The following is a 21,629-nucleotide window of genomic DNA, read 5'->3' as shown; positions in this document are numbered from 1 at the left end:
AGAGCTTCATCATGTTGAGTATTAAAGATTTACGTGCTTCTATTGAAGACAAACAAATTTTGCGCGGTCTGAATCTGGAAGTTAAAGCGGGTGAAGTACACGCCATCATGGGCCCTAACGGCTCTGGTAAAAGTACCTTGTCGCAAGTGTTGGCGGGTCGTGATGACTACACCATTAACGGTGGTTCAGTAGAGTTTGATGGTCAAGATTTGTTGGACATGGCTATTGAAGAGCGTGCCCGTAATGGCGTGTTCTTGGCGTTCCAATACCCCATCGAAATTCCTGGCGTGTCTAACGCTTACTTCCTGCGAGCATCCTTGAACGCTATTCGCCGTCAACGCGGTGAGCCCGAGCTGGATGCCATGGATTTCTTGAAGCTGGTTAAAGCTGAAATGAAAACCGTGGGTATGCGTGAAGAATTCTTGTACCGCTCTGTGAACGAAGGTTTCTCTGGCGGCGAGAAAAAACGTAATGAAGTTCTGCAGATGAGTCTGTTAGAACCTAAGTTGGCCATTCTGGACGAAACTGACTCCGGTTTGGATATCGATGCCTTGCGTGTGGTGGCTGATGGTGTGAACCGTCTGCGTGCCCCTGATCGCGCCATGATCGTGATTACGCACTATCAACGTCTGTTGGATTACATCGTTCCTGATCACGTACACGTTTTGGCTAATGGTCAGATCATCAAGTCTGGCGATGCTAGCTTGGCGCTGGAACTGGAAAAACGCGGTTACGGCTGGGTAAAAGAATTGGCTGCGGAACAGGCTGCTAAAGGAGCCGCTGTATGAGCAAGCTCCCTGCATGGGTCACGGAGTATGCGCAGACACTGGCAGAAGCACCCGCATGGCTAAGTAGCCAGCGACAGCAGGCCTTGGAGCGTTTTGCAGCAGAAGGTTGGCCCACTACCAAACAAGAAAACTGGCATCACACCTCATTGGTATTCCTGGAACAAGCTGAGTACCAGCGTCCTGTGAGTGCTGATGCGACGGCACAAGTTAAGGCGTTGCAACACGCTGAAGCTGGCTACTGGTTGGTGTTTGTAGATGGCAAGTACGCAAGCCAGTTGTCGCAACTGGATAACGTACCGGCAGGCGTAACACTGGGCGCATTGGCCGCTCAGCTAAATAATGCCGATCTGGAACAGTACTATGGTGCTGCCGATGCTGGTACCAGCGTTAGCGCATTGAACTTGGCATTGGCAGAAGACGGTGCTTATGTGCACGTCGCTAAAGGCGTCATGCTAGAGCAACCTGTGCACCTGGTATTCATGAATACGGCGGCACAGGGCGCTAGTTTCCCTCGTAACGTAGTGCGTGTGGACGCAGGTGCCGTAGCGACGGTAGTTGAGCATCACGTCAGCGTGAACGACGCTGTCGCTTCACTGAATAACGTAGTCACACAAGCGTTTGTAGCAGCAGATGCGAACCTGACACACCTGAAGTTCCAGCATGAAAACACGCAAGCCTTGCACTTGGCTGATATCAGTGTGACGCAGGAAAAAGCCTCGCGCTTTGAGTCGCACTCGTTGTCCTTTGGTGCTAAGTTGGCGCGTCACAATATTCGTACCACCTTCTTGGGCGAACGCTGCGAGACACTGTTTAACGGTTTGTACTACGTGGATGGCAAACGCCACGTTGACCACAACACCGTTATCGACCACGCCGTGCCTAATTGTATTAGCCACGAGTACTACCGCGGTATTTTGGCTGATATGGCACGAGGTGTGTTTAGTGGCCGTATTGTGGTGGGCAAGGGCGCTGATGGCACTGATGCTATCCAACGTTCAGACAGCTTGTTGTTATCCAAACTGGCACGTAGCGATGCTCGTCCAGAGTTGGAAATCTACGCTGATGACGTGAAATGTGCGCACGGTGCGACGGTGGGGCAGCTAGATGAAGAAAGCCTGTTCTACCTGCGCTCTCGTGGTCTGAGTGAAGAAGAAGCTCGCAACCTGTTGATTTATGCGTTTGCTGCCTCCAGTCTGGAGCGTATTCGCAATGATGCTCTGCGAGCTCGAGCAACCGCTAGTATTTCTGCCTTGCTGCCCGGCGGCTTGGCGTTGGTTGAGGAATAAATGATGAGCGCTTCTGCCGTTACTGAAATCAAACTGGATGTGCAAGGGGATTTCCCCATTTTGCAGCACCCCATCCGTGACAAGCGACTGGTGTATCTGGATAACGGAGCCACCACGCAGAAACCTCAGTGTGTCATTCAGGCTGAGCGCGAATTCTACGAACGCGAGAACGCCAATATACACCGCGGTGTGCATTGGCTCTCGCAGCATGCGACCGATTTGTACGATCGCAGTCGTGAGTGCACACGTGCATTTTTGAATGCGGCACGTACAGAAGAAATCGTTTTCACCAGTGGTACTACCGATAGCATCAACTTGGTAGCGGCGACGTGGGGGCGTGCCAACATTAAGGCGGGCGATGAGATTTTGCTCACTATGTTAGAGCACCACTCCAATATCGTGCCGTGGCAGTTGTTGGCGGATGAGAAAGGTGCCGTGATCAAAGTCGTGCCTATGCTAGAAGACGGCACCTTGGATCAGGCTGAGTACAGTCGTTTGCTCAACCCACGTACAAAATTTGTGGGCCTTGTGCATGTGTCTAATGCGTTGGGTACCGTGAACCCCGTAAAAGAGATGATTGCACAAGCGCATGCCGTGGGTGCGGTAGTGCTGTTAGATGGTGCTCAGGCTGTGGCGCACCAAGTGGTAGATGTACAAGATTTGGATTGTGATTTTTATGCCTTCTCAGGCCACAAAATCTACGGTCCTACAGGCGTAGGCGTGCTGTACGGTAAATACGCGATTTTGGATGCCATGCCACCTTGGAAAGGCGGCGGCGACATGATTCATACCGTGAGCTTTTCTGGCAGCACCTTTGCGCCTGCACCACAACGATTTGAAGCAGGTACGCCCAATATCGCGGGTGTGGTGGTATTGGCGGAAGCCCTAAAGTACGTACAACGTATTGGTTTTGATGCCATTACCGAGCACGAGCAAGCGCTGTTGGCCTATGCGACTGAGCAATTGCAAGCGTTGTCAGGCATCAAGATCATTGGCACAGCACCGCATAAAGCCGGTGTGGTGTCATTCATGGTTGATGGCATACACCCCCATGACTTGGGCACGATCTTGGATATGGATGGTGTAGCCATTCGTGCTGGGCATCATTGCGCGATGCCATTGATGACTGAACTGGGCATTCCCGGTACTGCTCGTGCGTCTTTTGGCGTGTACAACACATTTGCCGATGTAGATGCATTGGTAGCTAGTTTGAAAAAAGCACAGAAACTCTTTGGGGTAAGTGATGAGTAATGCATTTGATGGTCTGCGCGAACTCTATCAAGAAGTAATTTTTGACCATAACCGCAATCCACGAAATTTTAAGGCGTTGGATCCTGCCACACATCAGGCTGATGGGCATAACCCGTTGTGTGGTGATCAATTGACGGTCTATGCACGTCTGAGCGATGACGGTGTTGTAGAAGAAGTGAGCTTCATTGGCCACGGCTGTGCGATCTCTAAGGCCTCGGCCTCGTTGATGACGGAAGCCTGCAAAGGCAAAAGCAAGGCAGACGTAGAGCAGTTGTTTGAAGATGTGCACGCTATGTTGACCCAAGAGCACCCTGATCGTGACTTGGGCAAACTGGAAGTATTGTCTGGCGTGAAAGAGTTCCCTGCACGTGTGAAGTGTGCGTCTTTGGCTTGGCACACTTTGCATAATGCCATTTCCCAAGCCCAAGAAACCGCAAAGACAGAATAGGGGCAGACGTTGAGTTACTTCGACCGTGAAGATGTAGTAGTTAGTCGTGATTGTCCGGCTGTAACCATTCCTTATGGCTCACCGGTCACGATTGAAGCGGGTTGCATGGCAACCATCACGCAGCGCTTGGGCGGTAGTTTTACCGTCTTGGTAGAGGGCAACCTGTACCGTGTTGAAGGCTCGGATGCTGATGCATTGGGTCAAGATGTCGTAGAGCGTGAAGTGTTTGTGCCCGAGCAGCCGTTAAGCGAAAAAACTGTAGAAGACGCTGCGTGGATTGTATTAACACAGGTGTTTGACCCAGAAATTCCCGTTGATATCGTGAATTTGGGGTTGGTGTATACCTGCGCAGTGAGCAAATTAGAGTCAGGCAATTATGCCATTCGTATGGAAATGACCTTGACGGCTCCTGGCTGCGGCATGGGCACTATGATTGCCGACGAAGCACGCTTCAAGTTGCAATCCATACAAGGCGTTGAGCAGGTAGATGTGGATCTGGTGTGGGATCCACCATGGAGTCGCGACATGATGAGCGAATCCGCCCGATTACAGCTAGGTATGTTGTAATACTAAAAACCGAGTCCTAGACTCGGTTTTTTATTGTCAGAGGCAAACACTATTGCTCATCCCTACAAGACGCATAGGGATGGCGCGCGCTGTAGATCAGTAGCGTTGCGCAAATCAGAGCAGATAGCAGCGACAGACCGTGTTTGTGGGATTAATTACGTAGGTGATGAAGGGGTTTGAATGCAGTACAGACGGTTAACAGAGCAAGAAGTAGATAAGGTATGGGAAATAGAACGGCGCGAAATCGTTCAGCATGTCTACGTGATGGTGAATGACCGTTTGCAGCTACGTGAGCAGTTTTACGATACACGTGGCTGGCCAGAAGGCGAAGAACAAGAATATGGCCCAGTATTGCGCGCCTGCTTTGAGCGTGGTGGTCTTTTTCTTGGGGCTTTTGAGGGTGACGAGTTGGCCGCAGTGAGTGTGATGGATAGTCGTCCCGTCACCGATTACCCTAAGCTGCATCAGTTGGCTTTTTTGCATGTGAGCCATGGTTGGCGTGGTCAAGGTTTAGCGTCGGAGTTGTATGCGCGTACTAGAGCGGAAGCGCAAGCAATGGGCATTGCTGGCTTTTATATTTCGGCAACCTCTACGCAGCGTACCGTTGAGTTTTACCTGAGTCGTGGTGCAGAGCTAAGCCTGCCTCCCGATCGCGAGCTCTATGAAAAAGAGCCCGACGATATTCATTTAGCACATTGGTTTTATTAATACGTGGTGACTAGGGGCTTAGGCACTAACTGTGTCGTTAGGGGTGGGAGCAGGGCGTACATCCACCATACCGTTCACGTGCTGTAGCTCATTCATGGCGGCACGTAGCAACTGATCCTCGGCAGAGCCTGGCGTATCGCTTTGCCAGGCTTCTTTTGGAAAGTCGGCAGGCGTGCCATGTGCGATGAGTTCCCCCAGTTTCTGTAGATACTGCAAATCGTGCGCGCTAAGCTTGCCGGTGCTGTTGATGGAGTAGGTGGTGATGCTATTTGCCATGCGTGCGGCACTGGAAATGAGCGGAAACCACGATAGGGCTTCTTGGCTAGCCGGTGGCGGGTCTGATAATTGTTTTTGCAGGTTAGTACGTATGTTCGCTATTTGCCCATAAGCAGCATGGCGTGCGCTATGCAACTGGCTTTGCGGTGCAGGGGTATCGGCCTGCGGTAAGGTGGCGTGTAAGTAGTTGGCCAAGGCCAAGCGTATCTGCTGGAAGTTTTGGTATAACTGACGATGATTGGTTTTGGGCCACAATAAATACCCAAATACCAAGGCAATAGCGCCACCTAGCAGGGTATCCTCAAAGCGCAGCAGTGCGTAATTCACACCATTTCTTTCGGGGCTTACGTAGTCTATGAGCACAAGCACCAATGGGGTGATGATCAGTGACATCATGGCGTACGAGCGTTGTGATGCCCACGGTAAGACAAAGGCCAGCGCCGCCATAATGAGCACAAACAACGGGCCTGGGCTCACAAAATACAGAATGAACCCGCCGATAATAACGCCAAAACTCGTGCCTATACTACGTAGCATGCTGCGCGAAAATACGGAGCCCATATCCGGTTTCATAACGAGAATCACCGTCATGGGAATCCAATACCAATGACTGTAGTCGTCTTTCCAGCGCAACGCGTAAGCAATAAAGGTACAGACGGCCAGTGCAGCAGCAGCCAGCAGTACTTCTCTACCGGGGCTAAGCTCACCCAAAATGGCGGCCAGTTGTTTGCGTTTGGCGGCGGGTTGCGGTGCGGTAATGCTGTTATCGGGCAGGGTGCTTGAGCGTTTCCATAAAGTTTGAAATAGCTCGTTGGCGTCTTTGTTGAGGCTAGTGCTACAACCCGGTGTGTCATCAACAGTGGGGATGTGCTTAGATTTTGAGGCGTAGGCCGTGGCCGCTTGCTGTAAGGTGGCGGCTATCGCCGTTAACTGGGCGCTATCCGCGCAGCCCACAATAGAAGCAAATACACTGTCAAAGCGTTGCAGTACTGCGGCAGTGTGTTCAGAACCTAAGTTTCGACCTTGTGACAACGAACGGGTATGAAACATCAGCGTGTACAGCGTATTTAAGTTATTGGTAATTTGCTGTTCGTCTTGTTCGATGGGCTGCTTTTGGGCACGATGTAGCGCTAACGATGCCAGTGCGCGTAATAGGTTTTCTGAGGCTTGGTCTTCAGGCCTATGCCTGAGTAGTAAGGCCTCTATACCTAATAAGGCCGCATAAAACACAATGCCAATAAAGGCGAGCAAGGCTACATGCCAGTAATGATTGATGGCAGGGTTGCCGACGGCGACCGTCCCCATCATGAGCATCTGCATGGTGCCAATAGACAGTGCCGAGTTATAGCTACTCAAGATGGCAGAAATAAACGCCAAGACAGTAAAGCACAGTATGACCAGTTCCCACGGTAGGTAGCTTAAATAGCCTAGCAAGAGGCCGAGTAAACTGAGTGGCGTGGTGATCAGCATGCGCTGAAACTGAATATGGTAGGGGTTGTCGCGTTCACCACCCATTTGTAGCAGGAAGCCCATGGCTACCCAAAGGTAAACGCCTAGGTTGCCTGAAAGCGTGCCTATAGCCAACGGTAAACCCATACCTAAGGCGGCTCGGGTTGAGCGTGACCAATTCCACTTAGCCGGTTGTAGGCGTGTTAGCTGCCGCATCCAGGCGACGGGGTGGGCAAAGGAAGCAGGGCGAGGCTGGTTGGACTGTAAGGTTTTTGCCATCTACACAAAACCAGAAGGATGAAAACAGAGGCAGCAGCCTCTGTCATAGTTAGAATGCGGCGAAGGTAGTAACCATGTCATGGCAAACGCTGCGGCGATCACAGTCGTTTGCTATAGCAACAGGGTAATCCAGTTTTTTGGCTATGCACGGTTTGTAGGTTTTAGTAACAACTAAGCATAACTGTGTAAAACCGTAGCCATCTATGGTGTGCCGCTAGGGGGCAAGGCCGCCTAGCTCCAGCGTATGGCGCAATGCATTGAGGTTTTCTGGGGTGACATAAATAATGCCAGCACCCGGAGAATCTATTTCAGAAATCATCAGCAACGCCAGTGAAATCAGAGCTGGTAGCAACATGATAATGGTGTTGTTGCCATGAATACCGCGTATGTTGTGGCCGAGCAAGTAGTTGGAGCACACCGCGAAGAAAAGTAACAATATCCACGCCGCACCTGGCACTTGTCGTTGCCAACTGGACATGGTTTTTTGTTGGGCGGTATACAGCTCATTGCTGGCATTTAACGCGGTTACCATCACGGCGTTAGGGTTTTGTTGTGCCAACTGGCTAATCAATTTCCACATATGGGTTTGCAATTGAATAGCTTCTAGGCGGATGTCGGCGCGGTTGTCCTCGTTGGTGGTTTCAAAGAACTGTATGCGCAGTGACAAGTACTCTTGCAGCATGGTTTCGGCACGAGGCTGGTATTTTTCTTCCAAGACAGAAATGCGTTGAAAAGCATTGCCAATAGCAATGGCTTCGTTTTCCTCTGCTTGTATACGGGCTTGATAGCCGTTGATGGCAAACGAAAAGGTAAAACCTACCAGTAAGCCAAACAGCGACAAAATCGCGCCCAGTACGATTTTTAACTCGTCGTCTACTGGTAGATCTTGTGCTTGACGTCGTTTACCAATGCGCTTGCCCAAAAAAGCTGCACCCATCAGTAAAACAAGGGTAGACAGCATCAGCACGTAGTGGGCATAGTTGCCAGCCAATAGAAATTCCATGTATGTAGGTGTGAGTGTGGTAAGAGGGTTGAGAAAAAATAATTACAACAAACGGCTGGACAATGCTTGCTTCACTGAAGGCCATTCGTGATTCAAGATGGAGAACACCACCGTATCGCGATAGCCACCATTAGGCATTTTTTGATGATTGCGCAGCACGCCATCTTGTTTGGCACCTAGGCGAGCAATGGCTTGTCTTGACGCATGGTTATGCCAGTTGGTTCTGAACTCTACGGCAATGGCATCACGGTTTTCAAAGGCGTGTGTTAGCAGTAAGAGTTTGCATTCGGTATTGGTGGCTGTGCGTTGGCAGCGCTTGGCATACCAGGTATAGCCGATTTCTACGCGGTGATTCACCACATCGGCATTGCAGAGGCGGGTGCTACCTACTACCTCACCAGTGGCGTTATCAACGACAGTAAACGGCAGCGACACACCAGCATCGCGGTCGGCAAATGCTTTGGATAAATAGGCATCAATAGTGTCTGCGCTGGGTACGCTAGTGAACCATAACTTCCAGAGCTCCCCATCGCTGGCAGCCAATAGCAGTGCGTCACGGTCGGCGGGCTGAAGGGGGCGCAGAGTAACGGTGGTTCCTTGCAGCGTGACCGGGGTTAGCCAAGGGGGTGTTGCAGCCATAAATGTCTCCGTGTAAATGGGCAGGTAGAGTGCACTGTTTTACACGCCTAGTGCGCAACAATTGGCGATGCATGACAGCGTTTAGGTTAATGTGTCGTAGTATAAAACTACTCGCCAGACAGTAGCGGAGGGTCGCCTCGTTCTATACTAGAAAGCCACAGTTTTAAGGAAAGCAGTATGGAAAGCGCTATGACCCTGCGTGGGACGCGCGTGTTACTACGCCCGTGGCGTGCCGATGATGTGGCGGCATTTGCTCAGTTAAATGCCGATCCTGCCGTGATGGAATACTTTCCATCGGTATTGGATACCGAGCAGAGCGATGATTTAGCGAAGCGTATACAAGCAGGTTTTGAGAACAACGGCTTTGGTTTTTGGGCGCTAGAAATACCTGACGTGTTGCCGTTTGCGGGATTTGTGGGTTTATCAGTACCTGGCACGGCAGCGCTACCTTTTATGCCTGCTGTAGAGATAGGTTGGCGCTTATGCCAGCAAGCATGGGGAAAAGGGTATGCGAGTGAAGCCGCGCGCGTGGTGCTAGCGCATGCATTCACCACGCTAAAACTATCAGAAGTAGTGGCATTCACGACATTGACCAATCAGCGATCACAAGCGGTGATGCAGCGTATAGGGATGCGCTATGCCGAAGGCGAAGAGTTCACGCATCCGGCATTGCCAGCTGATCACCCGCTGCGTCATCATGTGTTATACCGACTACGACATAGAGACTGGTTAAAACAACAGTAGTTGGTGGCGTGCTGTGTTAGCATTGCAAGCGTATATCGAAATAGGCTTCGCTTTCGCCTAGTTCTCGGAAGCCATCTGTTTGCGCTTGTGATGCGGCAGATAACCATTGCTTCACTAAGCTGATTTGTGAGTCGTTTAGCTCGTACTCTGAGGTTTCTTCGGCATTGCGCCAGGCTTGATAGGCTTGGATTACCGCATCTGGCCCGCCTAGTTTGCGTTCCAGAGTGCGTTGAAAGCGTGATTCAGCATCGCGCTTATTGCGTTCAGCTAAGTCTTTTGGGGCATCTTCTAAGCGGATAATATATAGCATGGCAATCTCCTTAATGCTGTGTATTTATACAGTATATTTACAAAGATAATCAAGCAATTTTTGTGAAGCATGCGGTGTTTTTGATGTGTAGCCACGCTTAGGGCGGACAGAGAGTACTGGCAATGCATGTATAATGCGCCATCACAATCCTTTCCTGAACTGCATCATGAAAAACCTGTTTTTGGGTATGTCGTTAGTGTGTGGCATCGTGTTGGCTGGCTGCACGGCACAAGAAAAGAAAATCATCAAAGAATTAGAAGACATGCCTGGCGTTACGTGCGATGTAAACGCGACAGACGGCTTAGACGATTGCCGCCCAGATAGCATACCGCTGTCTAATACTGGCGCTTGATGTCAATCAGGTCGTAGCAGTCGCTGGTCACTTGCAGTATGCGTAAGCTCTTTCAAAGCATAGAGTCACACTTGGTAGTGTGGGTGCTGTTGGTGGCCGTAGTGGGTTTACTGTGGCCTACGCCGGGGCAGTGGTTAGCGCCAGGTGTTAGTGCGTTGCTGGCGTTGCTGATGCTGGTCATCAGCTTAACTTTTGATGCGCGAGCCGTTAGCGTCGTATTGCGCCACCCCGCTAAGCAGTTTCTAGCGTTGTTCTTGGTCTATGTGCCCATGTCGTTATTGGGTTGGCTGACTGGTCGCTGGTTTTTTGGGCAAGGGCCATTAGCCGACGGCCAAACCTTATTGGGTATGTTGCCTACCGATGTTTCTGCGCCGTTACTGGTGTTGATGGCACAGGGAAACGTTGCCTTAGCGGCAGTCTTGAATGCTGTGAATACAGCCTTAGCGCCCTTTATTATTCCATTTTTATTCTTAGGACTCACCGGCGTAGAGCTGGATGTTCCGCTAGGGAATATTGTCGCTGAACTCGTTTTAATCGTCTTAGTGCCTACATTAGTGGGAGTAGGGTTACGGACACGATTCACGACGGCCGTAGCACGCTACGATTCGGTGTATGCCGGAGCGGGTTCGCTGCTGTATTTGCTGATTTTGTTGGCGGTGATCGGGCCTAATGCACAAACGATTTTGGACTATGGTTGGTATGCATGGGTGATTGCGGCAGCTGCGCTGTGCTTGAATCTGACCGGGTATGCGGTAGGAATGTGCGCCAAAATCTGGATTAGTGATAGGCAAGAGCTGATTGCCTATTTGTTTACCGTGAGTAAAAAAGAATTCAGTATTGCGGCGGCCTTTGTGGCAGCGTCGGGCTTACCGTCTGAAATCGCTATTCCTGCTGTGTTTTTTGCCATTGTGCAGATGGTGACGTCCCCACTGGTAGCGCGACTGTTGACGCGTCGTGTACAGAGATGATGTATACCGTGTCACGATTGTTGCTGCGCAATCTGCGCTATTTGTTGGCGTAACCAATGATGAGCGGGATCGGCATCTCTACGTGTGTGCCACACCTGCACAAACTCAAACAAGGCAATGTCCAAGGGTGGCGCAAAACTACACAGTGGTGCGTGTAGCCCTTCGGGGCTTAAGTTTCTTGTAGCAATCGTTAAGATTAAGTCGGTGCCTGCAATTAAGGTGTTGGCAACGCCCCAGTGAGGCAAAGACACCATCACGTGGCGTTTGGCGCCCATGGCTTGTAAGGCTACATCAATTTCATTGTTTAAATGCGGCTGCATGGCAACGCTCACATGGGGGCGGGCAAGCCACTCATCCAGTGCTAGTGTGCCTGTATGGTTGAGGGTGCTAGCATCAGCGACGCAGGTAAATGCCTCATTAAACAATATCTGCTGTTTTAAGGCTGGCGTAACCCCGGTGGGGAACACGCCTAAGGCTATATCGACTTCAGCATCCATCACCTGCGCCAACATGGCTTCACGGCTACCTTGGCTAATCAGCAACTCAATATGGGGGGCTTGCTGCCGTAGGGTACGTACCAGTTTGGGTAGGATAAGACGTGCGCCATAGTCTGACATGGCGAGCCTGAAACTGCGTGCTTCGTGTGTGGGGTCAAAGGTGGGTGCTTGAAACAGAGTCTCCAACTGATTCAGAGACTGGTGTAGTAACGGCAGCAGATCCGTTGCTTTGCTGGTCAATGTGAGCTTACCCTCACGGCGTACCAATAATGGATCATTAAAAATACGACGTAGGTGGGCCAACGCATGGCTCATGGCAGGTTGGCTTTTATGCAACCTACTGGCCGCACGGGATACGTGCTTTTCTTCCAGTAAGGCGTGCAGGCATAGCAGGAGGTTTAGGTCTATGCGGCGTAAGTTATTCATTATAAGAATAATGGTTACTAGATAATTAGAATTTCAATTCATATTATATATACCTTAGACTGTATTCAATCCATGAACATTTTGTAAGGGTCTAGAGCAAAATGAATGCTTCTCTCTATCATGCGTTGTTGTTAGGTGCTGCATTAATCGCCGGTGCGGTGGTGCCGTTTCAGTCCGGCAGTAATGCTATGTTGGGGCGCATGTTAGGGCACCCATTGTGGGCGACCGTGACGTCTTTGTGTGTGAGCTTATTGGCAGTGATACCGTTACTGCTGTTGTTTCGCGCGCCATTACCCAAGATAGAGCAGGCGTTTCAAGCGCCGATCTGGGTATGGACGGGTGGCTTATCTGGGGTGGTGTTCATTACAGCGGCATTGTTGATCACACCTAGACTAGGGGCTACCGGCTTTATGATCAGTGCCATTGCGGGGCAAATACTGGTTGCGATGCTGATTGATCACTTTGGGCTGATGGGGTTGCCCATTAAAGAAGTGAACCTGGGCAGGGTGTTAGGTGTAGTGATGATTTTTGCTGGGGTCATGGTGGTGCAACGCTTTACACCATAGTGGGTATGGGTTTTGAGTGTGATGGGCGGGCTTTATAGCCCGCTTTTTGTATTTCTAAGCCTGTACTTTCGTGCTGCTTATGTTGTGGCGGGGATGTCATAACAGCGATAGAGCACATTGCATTTCGGCATTCTATTTGTTGTAATATAAACTGTTTGTATAACAACTGTTGGTATGCATCATGAGTATGATTCAGGAATACGAGGCTTTTGGTTCACTATTAGGGCAGGTGACCCGTGTATGGCGCAAAGCCATGAATGAAAGCTTGGCTGAGTTTGGGTTAACGGAAGGTACATGGCGCCCACTGATTTATTTGTTCAGAGCCGTTGAGCCGTTATCCCAAAACGACTTGGCTGAACTCATGGGCTTAGATCGATCATCCGTAGTGCGCTTGCTCGATGTATTACAGCGTGCGGGGTATGTCACGCGACAGGAAGATACCCAAGACAGGCGTATCAAGCGTGTGCAGTTGACGCAGGCGGGCACTGACGTGGCATTACAAGTCAAACAGGCTTCGCAGCAGGTGTTACAGCAAGTCTTTGATGCCATTCCTGATGATCTGCTCTCCAGCACGCAGTCGGGGTTGCAGCAGATTTTGCAGCTACTTAGTCAACCTCGTTAAGCTTGCGGAGACTTGCCATGCGCTCACTAAAACAGTGGTTCATCCCTGATGCGCACATGCCACCCTTGTGGGGGCTGGCTATGTTGACGTTCAGTGGTACGTTGGCCATGCATATCTTTGTTCCGGCGTTGCCTGATGCGGGCGTAAGCCTTGCGGCTACACCAGCACAAATGCAAATGACCATCAGTTTTTACATCGTGGGTTTGGCGGTAGGCCAACTTATCTATGGTCCGCTGTCAGACAGATATGGGCGACGCAAGCCGTTATTAGTGGGGTTAGCGCTGTATATCTTGGCGAGCTTTGTGGCGTTGTTTGTAGAGGGCGTACACAGCTTGATTGCGTTGCGATTGCTGGCGGCATTGGGTGGTTGTGCAGGTATGGTGTTGGGGCGTGTCATCGTGCGTGACACCACTCGTGTAGCGCAAGACGTAGCCAGTCGGTTGGCCCTGATGAATGTGATGGTGGTGATAGGCCCTGGTTTAGCACCGCTACTGGGTGGGGTGCTGGTGCACCATTTGGGTTGGCGTTCGGTATTCATATTCTTGTGTTTGCTGGGCATTGCCAATATGGCCTACACCATTTTCCTACTGCCTGAAACACGTCAGCCTTCCGTGCGCAAACGCTCTGTAGTACGTGAATACTGGAGTTTGCTGCGTTCGCCTGTGTTTTTGGGTTATGCCGTAGGGGGCGGTTTAGCGACCACCTCTATTTACGCGGTAGTCGCTGCGGCCCCATTTGTGTTTATGGAGCAATTGCATAGGCCTGCCTCGGAAGTAGGGGGCTATTTGTCATTAGTGATAGGGGCAATGGCCTTGGGTAACTTATTGGCTCGGTTTTTATTGCGTCGTTTACCCTTGCGGAAGGTGTTATTAGGGGCGAATGCGCTGAGCATTGTGAGTGCCGTATTTTTGTTCGTGGTGTGCGTGACTGTAGAACTGAATGTGGGCTTGTTCATTGGGCCTGCTATCGTGTTTTCCATTGCGGCAGGCTTAACCAGCCCAGCCGCTGCGACACAAGTAATTAGTGTGCAGCCAGAGTTATCTGGAGCAGCCTCAGGCTTGTATGGTTTTGGGCAAATGATGATAGGGGCCGTTTGTACTGTGGTGACGGGTTTAGGTGCAGACCATGCACTGTTGGCCGCACTAACATTATTGATTTCCAGTGTGGTTGGGCAGTTCGCGTTTAGACGTGCCTTGGCATAACACGCTGATTAGCGTGGTTGCGAGGCGGTTTCTATGGTTCTAAAGGTGAGGTTGATGCGTGGCTGATGCACCGTGCGTGTAGGTGGAAGGCGGTGCAGCCAATACGTTTGGGTGATACCCGTCATGATCAATAAACTGCCATGCTCCAACACAATAGACTGTGTTTGGCCGGTTACTTTGTGCTTAAAACTGAACTTACGCTGCGCGCCCAAACTCAGCGAAGCAATAGCGCCATTTTTCTTTAAATCACGTTCAGCATCACTGTGCCACGCCATGTCTTCCTCACCTGAGTGGTACAAGTTGGCTAAGCAGGCGTTGTAGCGCTCACCGCTCTGTGTTTCTACCAGCGCTTTAAGCTCTTCTAGAACCGGTAGCCACGGCAATGCTGTTTTGGTTTTTTTAGAATAGGTGTACTGAAAAGGGTGGTCAGCGTACCAAGCCACTTTGCGTTTGGTAACTACGGTCTGGCCCATGATGAGGGCTTCATCTGGTTTCCAGTCCAAGGCATCTAGCAACGTCTGGAAATACGCCTGAGCACGTACGGTATCCAGTATTGGGCCGTAGTAATACACCTCACCGTCATAGGGCAGTAAGTTAGTGTGCTGCAGTGGGGTCGCAAAAAGATCCAGATTGGACATAGACAGAGTTGGGGCAGGGTGGAAGCACAATCAGTGCGTTAGTGTGTAGAGCTTATAGCGCATAAACGTGTACGTCCACACTCGGTTTCTTGCTAGGTGGGCGTATGGGCAGTGGCCAACAAGCGTTTTAGTGCGGCATGAAAGTGATGTTCGCTGATGTGTGTATCGGCAGGTGATAGTGCTACCGATAGAGCATAGCCATTGGTGTAGTCCACCAGCATATCGCGCAACAAGATTGGTTCTGCATCGAACTGACGTATTTCATGTTCTAGCTGTTGGGTAAAGCTAGCCAATGAGTGCGTAAATAAATCGGGGGAGCTAAAAATGCATAAGGTCAGCGCTGGGTGCGTGCGTACACGTTGCATATAAGCGTGTAGCAAGGCAATGACGCGTTGTTGCGGGGTGGCAGTGTCGGTGATCTCAAGGGGTGCGCCATGCACGCGCTCTACCAGCAACTGTTGTAATGTGGTGAGGTCGGTGACGTGATAGAGAACCGACATGGGGGTGATCCCCAAATGCCTAGCCAGTGCGCGAATGCTAAACGCGTGCATCCCGCCGGTTTGCAGCAATGTTAATGCGCTGTTTATTACGTGTTCACGAGATAAGCTTTGCGCGCTTGAGGGGCGGCCGCGTTTAGTGATGGAAGTTGTCATGTTAGAGGGCATGATAACGCGTGCTGATGACCCCGTTGGGGTAGTGTTTGGAATACTCACAGCGCAACACGATGCTTTCAGGTAAAGGGCCAAATAAAGGTATGCCGCTACCTAGCAAGATTGGAATACGGGTAAGGGTAAGCTCAGATACTTCGCCCGCTTCTATAAAGCTGCGTATGGTTTGACCGCCATCGATGTAGGCGTGTTTCCAGCCCTGTTCGCGTAGTGTGGCAACCAAGGTAGATGGTGCTACGTTGGATACTTGCACCGATTTGCGTAAGGCTTCGGGTACATCTGCTGCCGTCAGGGTACGGCTGAGCACCACTACCGGTTTACTAAAGGGCCATTCACCAAATCCTAGTACAGTTTCGTAAGTGGAGCGCCCCATGATGATGCCATCTACCGAATCCATGAGTGCTGCGTAGCCGTAATCTTCGCCGTCTAGTGGTGCAGGTAGCCAGTCTAACGAGCCGTTGTCACGCGCAATAAAGCCATCTACAGAGGTGGCAATAAAGACTTTTCCAAAACCCATAATCGTCATCTTTCATTATTTATCATACGGTGTATGTTAATTGGAAAATAGCTAAGGTTAAACCCATATTTTGACTAAGGTGGTTTTCATGCGACGCGCTGACAAGCGTATGATGGTCAACGGAAAAATCACAGTCGTGCTTGCTCTGCACAGCACAAACTGCACGGCGTAGATCCGTAACCGTTTATTAAGTAGGAACTAAACATATGTCAGAAGCTAATACACCCATGGATCAACACGAGTTGGGGCAACATAATCGTGGTGCATGGAACAAGCTGGTACAACAACAGTGCCCCTGGTCACAACCCGTATCGTCAGAGGTGATTGAGCAGGCCAAAAAAGGGCAGTGGACCGTATACATCACACCGCAGCCTATGCCTGAGGGCTGGTTACCAGCTTCTGTAGCAGGGCTCAAAATTTTGTGCTTGGCGTCTGGTGGTGGGCAGCAGGCTCCGGTGCTAGCCGCTGCTGGGGCCAACGTGACGGTTGTCGATATTTCTGAAGGCCAACTGGATCAAGATCGTATGGTGGCCGAGCGTGACGGTTTAACACTAGAGTTGGTACGTAGCGATATGGCGGATTTATCGGTTTTCGCTGACAACAGTTTTGACCTCATCGTGCACCCCATTTCTAACCTGTATGTGCCTAGCGTGTTGCCGGTATGGAAAGAGTGCTATCGCGTGCTAAAAACGGGCGGCAAGTTGTTGTCCAGTTTTTATAACCCGGTTGTATTTATTGGTGACCGAGACCCGAAACTGATGGAAGAGGGCTTAATTCGTCCTCGTTATAGCGTGCCGTATGCTGACGTCAAAGACTTAGATGCAGCCAGCTTGCAGCAGAAAATGGATCAAGGGCAGGCGCTGGTATTTGGTCATAGCTTGACGGACCAAATTGGTGGTCAGCTACAAGCAGGCTTGGTGCTCACGGGTTTTTACGAAGACAAACAGCCCAATCCGCGCTTTGTCGTGGATCACTTCTTGCCTACCTTCATGGCGACCTGCTCGCAGAAACTGGCGTAATACCTTATCAGGTGGTGCCGCGTGATGGATAGTGAATCAGGTCATGTAGCACCACTGTTTGTGCGCTGCTATTGCGATAGGCATGAGGTTGATCGGCTTGAAAGCGCACAGCTTCCCCGGTTTTTAGGTTGTGCCATATGCCTTCAGCAAGCAGCTCTAACTCTCCCTCCAACACAATGACGTGTTCAATCACACCAGCTTCGTGTGCGGTGGACTCACTGTAGGCGCCAGCGGCCAGTTCTATTCGGAAAATATCAAAGCCTAACTGCGGATCAAAGGGAAACAGCGGTGTGACGCGCATGTGGTTATTGGCTTGATCGTAAACGGGCAAGGCACCTTGTCTATGCAATAGCAAAGGCGATCTAGACTGTTCCTCTTCCAAAAAAGTAGAAAAAGGCACATTAAAGCCTGTAGCGATTTTCCAAAGCGTCGCTACCGTGGGGCTGGATTCACCACGTTCTATTTGGCCTAGCATCGCTTTGCTGACACCAGTGTGTTCGGCAGCTTGACTAAGGCTCCACTGCTTTTCGTGTCGTAAGTCTTTTAAGGTTTGAGCTAAATACAGCGCCATGTTTTGCATGACTTAAGCTCCTGTTCGGTAGAAAGTAAAAAGCATTGTACGTTATAACGTACAGTGTTATATACTTTGTTCGTGCGTTATAACGTCCAATCAAGGTTAACCATGCAGCCACATCTTTCTTTGCGTCATTTGTCATTCTCTGCCATCGTGGCAGGCTTTGTATCCGTACTGGTGGGCTATACCGGCTCTATTGCCATTGTGGTGCAGGCTTTACAGGCTTCTAGCGTTCCGGCGTCTGAAATAGGTGGCTGGCTGACTATGTTGGGGCTGGCGATGGGCGTAAGTTCATTGGGTTTATCGTTGTACTACCGTATTCCCATTTTGACGGCTTGGTCTACGCCCGGTATGGCGGTGTTAGCGACTAGTGCGGTAGGTGTGCCACTGAATGAGGTGGTGGGGATCTTTATTTTTGCAGCAGGCTTGATGTTGCTGTGTGGTGTGACAGGGATATTTGCACGCATCATGCAGCGTATTCCGCAATCGCTAGCTGCCGCCATGTTGGCGGGTATTTTGTTGCGCTTCTGCTTGGAAGCCTTTTTGGCATTCGAGCTAGATTTGCTCATGAGTGGCTTGATGTGTTTGGTGTTTTTGGTGTCCAGACGCTATGCACCACGATACGCCATTGTGCTGACATTATTGGTAGGGGTGGCGTTAGCGGCTGGCAAAATGCAGGGCATGGATTTCAGTCATCAAGACGTCATCAGCTGGCCTAGTTGGGTGACACCAAAGTTTGAATGGGCATCGTTAGTCGGTGTGGGCATTCCGTTTTTTATTGTGAGCATGGGGTCGCAAAATGCCCCCGGCATTGCAACGCTACAAGCCTTTGGCTATACACCCCGTATTTCACCCTTAATTTCCATTACCGCATTGCTGTCCTTGGTGCTGTCGCCATTGGGTGGATTCAGTGTGTGTATTGCTGCAATTTCAGCCGCATTTTGTTTAGGCCCTGAAGCGCATGCAGACCAATCGCGTCGTTATATGGCAGCAGCGTGTGCAGGTATTTTCTACTTGTTAGCGGGGATATTTGGCGCGTCTATTGGCGTGCTATTTAGTAACTTGCCCGAAGCCTTCATTAAAAGCATTGCAGGTTTGGCATTGTTGGGCACATTCACCAGTAGTGTGACGTTGGCCATGAAAGATGAAGAGCGCCGTGATGCAGCCGCTATAACGTTTTTAGTGACCGCATCAGGGTTGAGTTTATGGGGAATTAGCTCTGCCTTTTGGGGTATGGTGGGGGGCGGATTGACCTACTTCATTATGCGTAGGCGATCCGCCTAAATAGGGTGTATGTGCGGTGATTAGGGTAAGGCGTTTACTACGGTCAGTGAAAAGCCGTCCCAGCCTTTTTCACCTACTGTTTGTAGAGCAGTGCTGTTGAGGTTGGGATTGCTGGCGAGTTTCTGCAAAAAATGCTGTACGCCCAGCACGTTAGGGTCCGCACTGTTGGGGTTAGATACTGCGCCGCCACGCACCACGTTGTCACCAATAATCGTCGTACCTACACGGCTTAGTTTCAGAACGGCATCGAGATAGGCGGGGTTATTAGGTTTATCGGCATCAATAAAGATGAGATCAAAGGGGCCTTCTAAGGTGGCAAGCACATCCAGTGCTGTGCCTACCTTCTGATCGATGCGTTCGCTCATTTCGGCAAGGGCGAAGTTGTTTTTGGCGACAGCAGCAAAGGCAGCATTGTTATCAATGGTAGTGATACGCCCACCTGCGGGTAAGGCTCGCGCCATACAGATGGTGCTGTAGCCGCCCAACGTACCTATCTCTAACACGCGTTTGGCTTGGCAAATCTGCACCATCACAGCAAGAAATTGGCCTTGTACGGCTGCTACATCATGGGGTGGCATGCCTGCTGCGGCATTGGCGGCCAATACCTGTTGCAGTACTGGGTCTGACGGCGCTAACCGGTTGGCAAAGTAATGATCTACGGCGATACATTCGTCAATGCTAGGAGTGGGGTAGTCGTGTGCACGCATAACAGAGGCCTTTAGTTAAGGGATGGCGGTCGCCAAAAAAACAGGGTGGTTTATTCACTATACAAGCGTATGAGTCAGGCTTTCAATGAAGTCCCACAACACCAGTAAGAATTAGATATAGCGCCCCACAAACTATTGTGCGTTCAGAAATGACGTGATTTTTTTGTAGAAAACGTCAGTGATAAAAATAGAGCCATTTTGGGGAGAATCTAAAAAGAATAATAATTTCAATGGGTAACGAAAAGTTGGTGGCCGAATAACCTCCTGTTTTCTGATGATATTCTTATATATAGAAACGTTCTGTTTTGTTTTATGAGAAATATTGGGGTTATTACGTGTGTAACTCGAGATGTTTAGTACCCATAATGGTGCTGTAAACAAAATAACAAAACAAAATATCTCGATAAGTAATAGGAGGCAGTGATGGGAAACTCATTTCACGGCATTATTGCATTTGCGCTGATAGCGGGAATGCTGGCCTTAGGGGGAATATTGCGCAGACATATTCCCATCCTGCAAAAAACCTTGATTCCGGCCAGTATTCTGGGTGGTTTGATAGGCTTTATCTTGCTTTCTGCAGACTGGATACCCGGCTATAAACCTGCAGATTTCAATAGTCTGACCTTTCACTTTTTCACTTTAAGCTTCATGTCCTTATGTTTGACAGGAAGCAGCAAAGACAAATCGCTATCGGGTGGCAGTATTGCCAAAGGCGGGATGTGGTTGAGCTTGATTTGGACCTCCAGTTTAGGTCTGCAAGTCTTGATAGGCTACGGCATGATTGTGCTCTATGACCAGTTCACAGGTAGCCAAGTAGGCCCTATGTTGGGCGCACTGATTACCCATGGCTTTACTCAAGGCCCAGGTCAAGCGCTGACATACGGCACCATTTGGGAGCAAGAATACGGGATCACCAATGCCGCGCAAGTGGGGCTGATTTATGCTTCTTTGGGCTTTTTAGCGGCGTTTGTGGTGGGCGTGCCAGCTGCTCAGCGCATCATCCGCAAGGGAATGAATTTAAACAAGAAATCCTCTATAGATCAGACTTTCTTGCAGGGTTTTTATCAAAAAGAAAATGGCCACACTACTACGCGTGAAGTCAGTCATAGCGCCAATATGGATAGCTTTGCTTGGCACTTAGGGTTGTTGGGTGTTGCCTATGGCATTACCTATGTATGGCTGCATTTCATGCAAGGGGTAGTAGCGGGCAAAGCGCCGTGGGGGCTAAGTCTAGAAGTTCTGTTCAGTCACAACATGTTTTTTGTGCACGGCATGATCGTATGCGTGGTGATGCGCATGGTGATAGACAAAATGGGTTGGTCGCACTTTGTAGACGATGAAACTATGAAACGCATTACGGGGGCGTCGGTGGATTTCATGGTGGTTGGCACCATCATGAGTATCGCGTTTGCGGTGTTGTACTCCCTGTTAGTACCGATTTTGTTGGTGTCAGTAGCAGTGACCATTGCCACATTTATTTTGTGTTGGTATTGCGGAAAACTCAGCGGCAAGCTGGGGCCAGAGCGCGCGATTACTTCATTCGGTTGCTGCACAGGTTCTACGGGTACAGGGTTATTGCTGCTGCGTTTAGTGGATGCGGATTTCAGCACCTCAGTGGGGAAAGAGCTGGCTTTTTTCAACTTGGCCATTGTGCTCATCAATTTACCCGTGCTGTATATCGTGACGCCTATTGCACCAAGCCTGAGCCCAAATACCTATTTGTTGGTGTTTGCTGCCACTACCTTTATTCCGCTGGCGCTGATGCCATTATTAATGCTGAAAAAGAAATCGTCTTCAGTAGGCTTTGCTAAATCCAATGTTGTTGTAGGAGAGTAAGAAAA

The 21,629-nt window shown here is 50.1% G+C and carries 25 protein-coding genes; 15 read left to right on the top strand and 10 right to left on the bottom strand.

The features are described 5' to 3' along the window. The first annotated feature begins 11 nt into the window (after positions 1-11). From sufC to ACLPHM_RS04005, 6 genes are all read left to right on the top strand, one after another. Entirely contained in the window at positions 12-788 is a 777-nt protein-coding gene (gene sufC / locus ACLPHM_RS04030; protein ID WP_166408954.1) for a Fe-S cluster assembly ATPase SufC, read from the top strand. Beyond that, positions 785-2,074, top strand: coding sequence for a Fe-S cluster assembly protein SufD (sufD, locus tag ACLPHM_RS04025; RefSeq protein WP_430219984.1), 1,290 nt, complete (start codon positions 785-787; stop codon positions 2,072-2,074). Before sufC ends, sufD begins: the two co-directional genes overlap by 4 nt. Continuing rightward, the gene (locus tag ACLPHM_RS04020) at positions 2,075-3,325 is read left to right on the top strand and encodes a cysteine desulfurase (protein WP_430219983.1); all 1,251 of its coding nucleotides are present in this window, start codon (positions 2,075-2,077) and stop codon (positions 3,323-3,325) included. Beyond that, entirely contained in the window at positions 3,318-3,773 is a 456-nt protein-coding gene (sufU, locus tag ACLPHM_RS04015) for a Fe-S cluster assembly sulfur transfer protein SufU (protein WP_430219982.1), read from the top strand. Before ACLPHM_RS04020 ends, sufU begins: the two co-directional genes overlap by 8 nt. Positions 3,774-3,782: 9 nt before the next feature. Beyond that, on the top strand, positions 3,783-4,340 hold the full coding sequence (gene sufT / locus ACLPHM_RS04010; protein ID WP_430219981.1) for a putative Fe-S cluster assembly protein SufT: 558 nt from the start codon (positions 3,783-3,785) through the stop codon (positions 4,338-4,340). Between the two features lie 180 nt (positions 4,341-4,520). After that, positions 4,521-5,048 carry a GNAT family N-acetyltransferase gene (locus ACLPHM_RS04005; RefSeq protein ID WP_430219980.1) on the top strand — a complete coding sequence of 176 codons (528 nt, stop codon included), beginning with the start codon at positions 4,521-4,523 and terminating at the stop codon, positions 5,046-5,048. An 18-nt stretch (positions 5,049-5,066) separates the two neighbouring features. On the opposite strand, the gene ACLPHM_RS04000 is transcribed toward ACLPHM_RS04005, so the two are convergent. From ACLPHM_RS04000 to ACLPHM_RS03990, 3 genes are all read right to left on the bottom strand, one after another. Next, positions 5,067-7,052 (bottom strand): FUSC family protein, encoded by a 1,986-nt coding sequence (locus tag ACLPHM_RS04000; protein ID WP_430219979.1) that lies wholly within the window; start codon positions 7,050-7,052, stop codon positions 5,067-5,069. Positions 7,053-7,266: 214 nt separating this feature from the next. After that, entirely contained in the window at positions 7,267-8,055 is a 789-nt protein-coding gene (locus tag ACLPHM_RS03995) for a bestrophin-like domain (protein ID WP_430219978.1), read from the bottom strand. A gap of 42 nt (positions 8,056-8,097) precedes the next feature. Next, entirely contained in the window at positions 8,098-8,694 is a 597-nt protein-coding gene (locus tag ACLPHM_RS03990) for a GNAT family N-acetyltransferase (RefSeq protein ID WP_430219977.1), read from the bottom strand. 177 nt (positions 8,695-8,871) lie between these two features. On the opposite strand from ACLPHM_RS03990, the gene ACLPHM_RS03985 reads away from it, so the two are divergent. Next, positions 8,872-9,438: a GNAT family N-acetyltransferase gene (locus ACLPHM_RS03985; protein WP_430219976.1), complete on the top strand. Its 567-nt coding sequence runs from the start codon at positions 8,872-8,874 to the stop codon at positions 9,436-9,438. A 16-nt stretch (positions 9,439-9,454) separates the two neighbouring features. Here ACLPHM_RS03985 and ACLPHM_RS03980 read toward each other — a convergent pair whose 3' ends face one another. Further along, entirely contained in the window at positions 9,455-9,748 is a 294-nt protein-coding gene (locus tag ACLPHM_RS03980) for a hypothetical protein (protein WP_430219975.1), read from the bottom strand. A gap of 166 nt (positions 9,749-9,914) precedes the next feature. Here ACLPHM_RS03980 and ACLPHM_RS03975 point away from each other — a divergent pair, with 166 nt between their 5' ends. Both ACLPHM_RS03975 and ACLPHM_RS03970 read left to right on the top strand, forming a co-directional pair. Next, the gene (locus tag ACLPHM_RS03975; RefSeq protein ID WP_430219974.1) at positions 9,915-10,100 is read left to right on the top strand and encodes a hypothetical protein; all 186 of its coding nucleotides are present in this window, start codon (positions 9,915-9,917) and stop codon (positions 10,098-10,100) included. Positions 10,101-10,138: 38 nt separating this feature from the next. Continuing rightward, positions 10,139-11,068 carry a bile acid:sodium symporter family protein gene (locus ACLPHM_RS03970; protein WP_430219973.1) on the top strand — a complete coding sequence of 310 codons (930 nt, stop codon included), beginning with the start codon at positions 10,139-10,141 and terminating at the stop codon, positions 11,066-11,068. A gap of 11 nt (positions 11,069-11,079) precedes the next feature. Here ACLPHM_RS03970 and ACLPHM_RS03965 read toward each other — a convergent pair whose 3' ends face one another. After that, positions 11,080-11,991: a LysR substrate-binding domain-containing protein gene (locus ACLPHM_RS03965; RefSeq protein ID WP_430219972.1), complete on the bottom strand. Its 912-nt coding sequence runs from the start codon at positions 11,989-11,991 to the stop codon at positions 11,080-11,082. A 101-nt stretch (positions 11,992-12,092) separates the two neighbouring features. On the opposite strand from ACLPHM_RS03965, the gene ACLPHM_RS03960 reads away from it, so the two are divergent. The 3 genes from ACLPHM_RS03960 to ACLPHM_RS03950 all read left to right on the top strand — a co-directional run bounded on the left by ACLPHM_RS03960 (position 12,093) and on the right by ACLPHM_RS03950 (position 14,381). Next, positions 12,093-12,557 (top strand): DMT family transporter, encoded by a 465-nt coding sequence (locus ACLPHM_RS03960; protein WP_430219971.1) that lies wholly within the window; start codon positions 12,093-12,095, stop codon positions 12,555-12,557. Positions 12,558-12,738: 181 nt separating this feature from the next. Continuing rightward, entirely contained in the window at positions 12,739-13,179 is a 441-nt protein-coding gene (locus tag ACLPHM_RS03955; protein ID WP_430219970.1) for a MarR family winged helix-turn-helix transcriptional regulator, read from the top strand. 17 nt (positions 13,180-13,196) lie between these two features. Continuing rightward, the gene (locus ACLPHM_RS03950; RefSeq protein WP_430219969.1) at positions 13,197-14,381 is read left to right on the top strand and encodes a multidrug effflux MFS transporter; all 1,185 of its coding nucleotides are present in this window, start codon (positions 13,197-13,199) and stop codon (positions 14,379-14,381) included. A gap of 8 nt (positions 14,382-14,389) precedes the next feature. Here ACLPHM_RS03950 and ACLPHM_RS03945 read toward each other — a convergent pair whose 3' ends face one another. The 3 genes from ACLPHM_RS03945 to ACLPHM_RS03935 all read right to left on the bottom strand — a co-directional run bounded on the left by ACLPHM_RS03945 (position 14,390) and on the right by ACLPHM_RS03935 (position 16,204). Continuing rightward, complete coding sequence (locus ACLPHM_RS03945; RefSeq protein ID WP_430219968.1) at positions 14,390-15,019, bottom strand: alpha-ketoglutarate-dependent dioxygenase AlkB family protein; 630 nt, start codon at positions 15,017-15,019, stop codon at positions 14,390-14,392. A gap of 92 nt (positions 15,020-15,111) precedes the next feature. Further along, a complete protein-coding gene (locus tag ACLPHM_RS03940; RefSeq protein ID WP_430219967.1) occupies positions 15,112-15,672 on the bottom strand; it encodes a TetR/AcrR family transcriptional regulator in 561 nt (186 codons plus the stop codon). A 1-nt stretch (position 15,673) separates the two neighbouring features. Beyond that, entirely contained in the window at positions 15,674-16,204 is a 531-nt protein-coding gene (locus ACLPHM_RS03935; protein ID WP_430219966.1) for a dihydrofolate reductase family protein, read from the bottom strand. Between the two features lie 206 nt (positions 16,205-16,410). Between ACLPHM_RS03935 and ACLPHM_RS03930 the strand changes: the two genes are divergently transcribed. Further along, positions 16,411-17,223 (top strand): class I SAM-dependent methyltransferase, encoded by an 813-nt coding sequence (locus ACLPHM_RS03930; RefSeq protein ID WP_430219965.1) that lies wholly within the window; start codon positions 16,411-16,413, stop codon positions 17,221-17,223. A 7-nt stretch (positions 17,224-17,230) separates the two neighbouring features. On the opposite strand, the gene ACLPHM_RS03925 is transcribed toward ACLPHM_RS03930, so the two are convergent. Then, positions 17,231-17,803 (bottom strand): helix-turn-helix domain-containing protein, encoded by a 573-nt coding sequence (locus ACLPHM_RS03925; RefSeq protein WP_430219964.1) that lies wholly within the window; start codon positions 17,801-17,803, stop codon positions 17,231-17,233. A gap of 102 nt (positions 17,804-17,905) precedes the next feature. Here ACLPHM_RS03925 and ACLPHM_RS03920 point away from each other — a divergent pair, with 102 nt between their 5' ends. Then, entirely contained in the window at positions 17,906-19,081 is a 1,176-nt protein-coding gene (locus tag ACLPHM_RS03920; protein ID WP_430219963.1) for a benzoate/H(+) symporter BenE family transporter, read from the top strand. 20 nt (positions 19,082-19,101) lie between these two features. Here the strand turns inward: ACLPHM_RS03920 and ACLPHM_RS03915 are convergent, their stop codons facing one another. Next, the gene (locus ACLPHM_RS03915) at positions 19,102-19,788 is read right to left on the bottom strand and encodes an O-methyltransferase (protein WP_430219962.1); all 687 of its coding nucleotides are present in this window, start codon (positions 19,786-19,788) and stop codon (positions 19,102-19,104) included. A 423-nt stretch (positions 19,789-20,211) separates the two neighbouring features. On the opposite strand from ACLPHM_RS03915, the gene ACLPHM_RS03910 reads away from it, so the two are divergent. Next, positions 20,212-21,624: a sodium/glutamate symporter gene (locus ACLPHM_RS03910; protein ID WP_430219961.1), complete on the top strand. Its 1,413-nt coding sequence runs from the start codon at positions 20,212-20,214 to the stop codon at positions 21,622-21,624. Positions 21,625-21,629: the final 5 nt, after the last annotated feature.

It is taken from the genome of Paenalcaligenes sp. Me131 (assembly GCF_050487225.1).
Classification (GTDB): Bacteria; Pseudomonadota; Gammaproteobacteria; order Burkholderiales; family Burkholderiaceae_B; genus Paenalcaligenes.
This window is presented reverse-complemented; position numbering and strand designations above follow the sequence as displayed.

Coding starts and splice junctions, on each gene's coding strand:
- sufU (WP_430219982.1), top strand. CDS start 3,318: ATGAGTAATGCATTTGATGGTCTGCGCGAACTCTATCAAGAAGTAATT.
- ACLPHM_RS03930 (WP_430219965.1), top strand. CDS start 16,411: ATGTCAGAAGCTAATACACCCATGGATCAACACGAGTTGGGGCAACAT.
- ACLPHM_RS03960 (WP_430219971.1), top strand. CDS start 12,093: ATGAATGCTTCTCTCTATCATGCGTTGTTGTTAGGTGCTGCATTAATC.
- ACLPHM_RS03955 (WP_430219970.1), top strand. CDS start 12,739: ATGAGTATGATTCAGGAATACGAGGCTTTTGGTTCACTATTAGGGCAG.
- ACLPHM_RS03975 (WP_430219974.1), top strand. CDS start 9,915: ATGAAAAACCTGTTTTTGGGTATGTCGTTAGTGTGTGGCATCGTGTTG.
- ACLPHM_RS03985 (WP_430219976.1), top strand. CDS start 8,872: ATGGAAAGCGCTATGACCCTGCGTGGGACGCGCGTGTTACTACGCCCG.
- ACLPHM_RS03920 (WP_430219963.1), top strand. CDS start 17,906: ATGCAGCCACATCTTTCTTTGCGTCATTTGTCATTCTCTGCCATCGTG.
- ACLPHM_RS03965 (WP_430219972.1), bottom strand. CDS start 11,991: ATGAATAACTTACGCCGCATAGACCTAAACCTCCTGCTATGCCTGCAC.
- ACLPHM_RS04005 (WP_430219980.1), top strand. CDS start 4,521: ATGCAGTACAGACGGTTAACAGAGCAAGAAGTAGATAAGGTATGGGAA.
- sufD (WP_430219984.1), top strand. CDS start 785: ATGAGCAAGCTCCCTGCATGGGTCACGGAGTATGCGCAGACACTGGCA.
- sufC (WP_166408954.1), top strand. CDS start 12: ATGTTGAGTATTAAAGATTTACGTGCTTCTATTGAAGACAAACAAATT.
- ACLPHM_RS03925 (WP_430219964.1), bottom strand. CDS start 17,803: ATGCAAAACATGGCGCTGTATTTAGCTCAAACCTTAAAAGACTTACGA.
- ACLPHM_RS03980 (WP_430219975.1), bottom strand. CDS start 9,748: ATGCTATATATTATCCGCTTAGAAGATGCCCCAAAAGACTTAGCTGAA.
- ACLPHM_RS03995 (WP_430219978.1), bottom strand. CDS start 8,055: ATGGAATTTCTATTGGCTGGCAACTATGCCCACTACGTGCTGATGCTG.
- ACLPHM_RS03935 (WP_430219966.1), bottom strand. CDS start 16,204: ATGGGTTTTGGAAAAGTCTTTATTGCCACCTCTGTAGATGGCTTTATT.
- ACLPHM_RS04020 (WP_430219983.1), top strand. CDS start 2,075: ATGATGAGCGCTTCTGCCGTTACTGAAATCAAACTGGATGTGCAAGGG.
- ACLPHM_RS03950 (WP_430219969.1), top strand. CDS start 13,197: ATGCGCTCACTAAAACAGTGGTTCATCCCTGATGCGCACATGCCACCC.
- ACLPHM_RS03910 (WP_430219961.1), top strand. CDS start 20,212: ATGGGAAACTCATTTCACGGCATTATTGCATTTGCGCTGATAGCGGGA.
- ACLPHM_RS03940 (WP_430219967.1), bottom strand. CDS start 15,672: ATGACAACTTCCATCACTAAACGCGGCCGCCCCTCAAGCGCGCAAAGC.
- ACLPHM_RS03990 (WP_430219977.1), bottom strand. CDS start 8,694: ATGGCTGCAACACCCCCTTGGCTAACCCCGGTCACGCTGCAAGGAACC.
- ACLPHM_RS03915 (WP_430219962.1), bottom strand. CDS start 19,788: ATGCGTGCACACGACTACCCCACTCCTAGCATTGACGAATGTATCGCC.
- ACLPHM_RS04000 (WP_430219979.1), bottom strand. CDS start 7,052: ATGGCAAAAACCTTACAGTCCAACCAGCCTCGCCCTGCTTCCTTTGCC.
- ACLPHM_RS03945 (WP_430219968.1), bottom strand. CDS start 15,019: ATGTCCAATCTGGATCTTTTTGCGACCCCACTGCAGCACACTAACTTA.
- ACLPHM_RS03970 (WP_430219973.1), top strand. CDS start 10,139: ATGCGTAAGCTCTTTCAAAGCATAGAGTCACACTTGGTAGTGTGGGTG.